The organism is Shewanella sp. KCT (genome assembly GCF_007636505.1).
Taxonomy (GTDB): Bacteria; Pseudomonadota; Gammaproteobacteria; order Enterobacterales; family Shewanellaceae; genus Shewanella; species Shewanella halotolerans.
This window is the reverse complement of the sequence record NZ_LVDJ01000031.1, coordinates 1-4697: the sequence shown is the minus strand read 5'-3', so window position 1 is coordinate 4697 and position 4697 is coordinate 1. Positions and strand designations below refer to the sequence as shown.

2 protein-coding genes are annotated in these 4697 nt (G+C 48.8%); both read right to left on the bottom strand.

Annotation, left to right across the window (positions count from 1 at the left end; genetic code table 11):
- Nucleotides 1-2165, bottom strand: a 2165-nt coding sequence (locus AYI87_RS21340) for a retention module-containing protein (RefSeq protein ID WP_409928987.1), incomplete at its 3' end; no start/stop codon positions are given.
- 240 nt (nucleotides 2166-2405) lie between these two features.
- Nucleotides 2406-4697: VCBS domain-containing protein (locus AYI87_RS21000; protein WP_144204514.1), on the bottom strand; the 2292-nt coding region annotated here is incomplete at its 5' end.

The window sequence follows — 4697 nt, the reverse complement described above, 5'->3', positions numbered from 1 at the left end:
GTGTAAGCGCCATCGGCGTTGATCACCAGGCTGCCACCTTCCAGTGCAACCGTGGTGCCCGCAGTGACGGTTTGACCGTCGACGCTGAAGCTGACCACAGACAGTTCGCTGTCGATATCGCTGTCGTTATCTAATACGTTGCCGGTAGCGACAGTGTCCTCTGCAACCGTGTTGCTGTCATTGGCCAGCACTGATGGGTCATCCACTGGGGTGACGTTAATGGTCAGGGTCGCGCTCTCACCGGTATTAGTGGTGTAGGTGATGACAGGTACGCTGCCGTTCCAATCTTGGCTTGGCGTGAAGGTGTAAGCGCCATCGGCGTTGATCACCAGGCTGCCGCCTTCCACTTCGACAGTGGTGCCCGCGGTGACGGTTTGACCGTCGACGCTGAAGCTGACGACTGAAATCTCGCTGTCGATATCGCTGTCGTTATCTAATACGTTGCCAGTAGCGACAGTGTCCTCTGCAACCGTGTTGCTGTCGTTGGCTAGTATAGATGGGTCGTCTACCAGGGTGACATTAATGGTCAGGGTCGCGCTCTCACCAGTATTAGTGGTGTAGGTGATGACAGGTACGCTGCCGTTCCAATCTTGGTTTGGCGTGAAGGTGTAAGAGCCGTCGGCGTTGATCACCAGGCTGCCGCCTTCCAGTGCAACCGTGGTGCCCGCAGTGACGGTTTGACCGTCGACGCTGAAGCTGACCACAGACAGTTCGCTGTCGATATCGCTGTCGTTGTCTAGTACGTTACCGGTAGCAACTGTGTCCTCTGCAATCGTGTTGCTGTCATTGGCCAGCACTGATGGGTCATCTACCGGGGTGACGTTAATGGTCAGGGTCGCGCTCTCACCAGTATTAGTGGTGTAGGTGACGACAGGTACGCTGCCGTTCCAGTTGTCGTTTGGCGTAAAAGTGTAAGAGCCATCGGCGTTGATCACCAGGCTACCGCCTTCCAGTGCAACCGTGGTGCCTGCGGTGACGGTTTGACCGTCGACGCTGAAGCTTACCACAGACAGTTCGCTGTCGATATCGCTGTCGTTATCTAATATGTTGCCGGTAGCGACAGTGTCCTCTGCAACCGTGTTGCTGTCGTTGGCCAGTACTGATGGGTCATCTACCGGGGTGACGTTGATGGTCAGAGTCGCACTCTCACCGGTATTGGTGGTGTAGGTGATGACAGGTACGCTGCCGTTCCAATCTTGGTTTGGCGTAAAGGTGTAAGAGCCATCGGCGTTGATCACCAGGCTACCGCCTTCCACTTCAACTGTGGTGCCCGCTGTGACGGTTTGACCGCCGACGCTGAAACTGACGACCGACAGCTCGCTGTCAATGTCGCTGTCGTTATCTAATACGTTGCCAGTAGCGACAGTGTCCTCTGCGACTGTGTTGCTGTCGTTAGCCAGTATCGATGGGTCATCTACCGGGGTGACGTTAATGGTCAGGGTCGCGCTCTCACCAGTATTAGTGGTGTAGGTGACGACAGGTACGCTGCCGTTCCAGTTGTCGTTTGGCGTAAAGGTGTAAGAGCCATCGGCGTTGATCACCAGGCTACCGCCTTCCAGTGCAACCGTGGTGCCTGCGGTGACGGTTTGACCGTCGACAGTAAAGGTAACGACTGATAATTCAGTATCGAAATCAACATCATTGTCTAAAACGTTGCCAGTTGCCACGCCATCTTCTGCGATGGTACTAGTGTCATTAGCGGTAATGGTAGGGGCGTCATCACTACTAACGGTAAACGCTTGAACGGTCGGCTGCTCGACAGAAAATCCAGATGTAGTATATCCGGCGCCAGCGAGTGTTTGGGCGCCTGTTCTGTTAACCGATATAAAGCCAGAGTCGCCTTCACTGGCGGGAGTGTTGCCTGCAGCGGTTTCTGGTAATTCAGCTGTTGGATCTTCTCCAGAGGCGATGAGCGCTTGAAGTTGTTCTATTTCATTTAATGCATTAACTTCAGCGGCCGTAGTGTCATTGAGGCTTTGGCTTGTAAAAGAGGTGCCATCGGCAAATGCTAGTTCTAAATCAGCTTGTTCAGCAATGAGAATAGTGCTTCCTTCGGGAATCATTTCACCGATAGTTACTTCTTTTTGCTCGGTTTCTGTGACTAAAGAAACCTTTCCTTTCACACCTATTACTTGTCCATTTTTGGTTGTAACTAACGATTTCATACCTGCCCCCGCAGAATTAAATGACACAACTTGATTTTTTATGTTGCAACTGTTAGCGCATTTTTTCGCCAAGTATCGAATGTTATCAATAGTCTGTACAGTGGTCAATTTTTTGACGCGCAAATAATGCTAAAGCTAAGGCGTGCTCTCAGTTTGTAATGCTTAAGATTGACAAATAAAAAGGCCAAACCACTAATTGTTAGGGCTTGGCCTTACAGGGTGTCGTGATAATGTCGGCTGTTATGGAATTGTATCAATTATCAGGTTTTCGTTACCGAGTAGGTTGTTGATGATCTGAGCATCGCTTAAGGTGCTGTTATTGGTTAAGTCTACATTGTTCAACACTATAGTGAGGTCCGAGAATCCATCATGGTTGGCATCGACATAGATTTCAGTGTTTCCATCAACGAAATTGAATGTTAAGTATTGATCTAAAGCATATACACCACTCTCTTCATCAACCAAAATGGCAGACAAATCTAGCTTATCCATACTGATGTCGAAGTTGAGTATAGTATCTATGCTGCTGTCATCGGACCCAACATCCCAAACAAAGGTATCTATATCGCTATCTATACCCGCATCTATGGTATCGCTACCCGCATCACCGATGAGAATATCTGCACCGGTGCCACCATCGATTACATCGTTACCTAGTCCTCCATCTATAGTGTCGTTACCTAAACCGCCTAGAATAAGGTCATTACCGCTTCCTCCTTCGATAAAATCATTACCAGAGCCACCGATGAGTTGATCGTCGCCTTCCAATCCGAATATGGAGTCGTTACCTTCTCGACCATAAATTTCGTCATCAAGGTTTGCCCCAGTTAACGAGTCTCCTTCTGTAGTACCGAAAATGAGATTATCAACATTATCCGTTCCTGTGACAGTTATTGCGGTATCAGGGAGCAGTTCATGGGTAAAGGTTGCCTGAACAAAGCGTGCCTGAAAAGAGCCGCCATCATTATCCAAGTAGGTGATGGTCCAAATATCACCTGGATCGACAGGATTGGCACCGAGATAATCGGCCAGCGTGATGCTATTGTCAGATTCCATTAGAATGTCTGTATAAGAGATGTGAGCACTCATCAAACCGGAATTAGCGTCGTAGAACCAATCTGTTACGCCATTCGCTGCCGCTATCACAATAAAGGTGATACCGTTAATGGTCAGCCTTACAGATACTTCCTGCTCCCTTTCAATACCTGTCTGTCCATCGATTTCTTCTGTAGGGATAGGAATATCAAAAGGCGATTTTTGGAAATCGGTAAATAGATCTAAAGCACCACTGCTTGGATCTAAGTTAATGGCGTTGGCAAATGCACTGCTAACGGTCAGGTATGCATCTTGATCATTACCTGAAGTCAATGGTGATGAGCCATCACCGATCAGTACGGTATTTCCGCCTAGGCTATTAGCAGGTATTGTGTGTATGTAAAAGAGTCCATCGACACTATCCGTGTTTGGTCCTGAATTAATGGTAAATGTGAGCTTGATATCTAGTTGATCTTCGATACCTGCATTATCTCCGGGGACATACACCAAGCTACCGAGTTCAGAAGCCGAAAGCGGGACTGGGCTATCGAAGTCATATAGGGTCAAGTTGCCCGTATCGTCATCGATATACCAGATCTCACCTATGTTGGCTGTTTCGTCGGGATCAACGAAGGATAGACTTAATCCAGTAATGGTAATGACATCGTTATAGTCCTGATCTGTTGGTACATCGATACCGAGCGGATAGCCACCCACAAAAGGTATAGTCAGTTCATCAAGTGAGGCTGGAACCCAAACTTCTTTAGTAAATTCTCCTTCAATCGGATCATTATTACCGTTAATGGTGATAGTGACTGTCTGAGTATCGTAAGCACCATGTTTATCCGTCACTGTGACATCGAAGCTAAGAGTAATGGTTTCATTGGCCGCTAGGAACTGTACTAGTGAGTTGAGAATTGAGTAATCCCAATGATCTTGATAAACGCTAAATCCGTCGATGAGCGCTTGAATTTGATCGGCACTTAGGACGTCTGTTATATCGCCTCCACTCCACATTAAGCTGTTAGCGACATAACTAGCAGACAGATCGTGGCCTACATATTCTGGTAAATATTCATCGTCTACATCTGTAAAACTTAACGTTCCTGTATCGGTCAACATTGGGTCTGAGTCATCTTCGGTGACCAAGCCACTTGTCTTATCTATTGTTAGCACCGGAATATCGTTGGTACCGGTAACGGTGACGGTGACCAGGAAGGTCTCCTCATGGGTCTCGCCTTGGGCGAGGGCATCGACCAGGGCGTTATCGGCCAGGGTGTAGCTCCACTCACCGGTGCTGGCGTTGATGCTGAAGGTACCGTAGTCGCTGACCTGAGGCTCCCCGCTCCAGGTCCAGCTGGCGTTATTATCGACATCATCAGCCGTTAAGATACCGCCGGTGACCAGGGTGCCGGCCACTGGGGTATTGCCATCATTACCATCATCGAAGACGCCGGCTTCTTGTACTGCACCGGTGGCGGCTTCAATGCTGGAGGT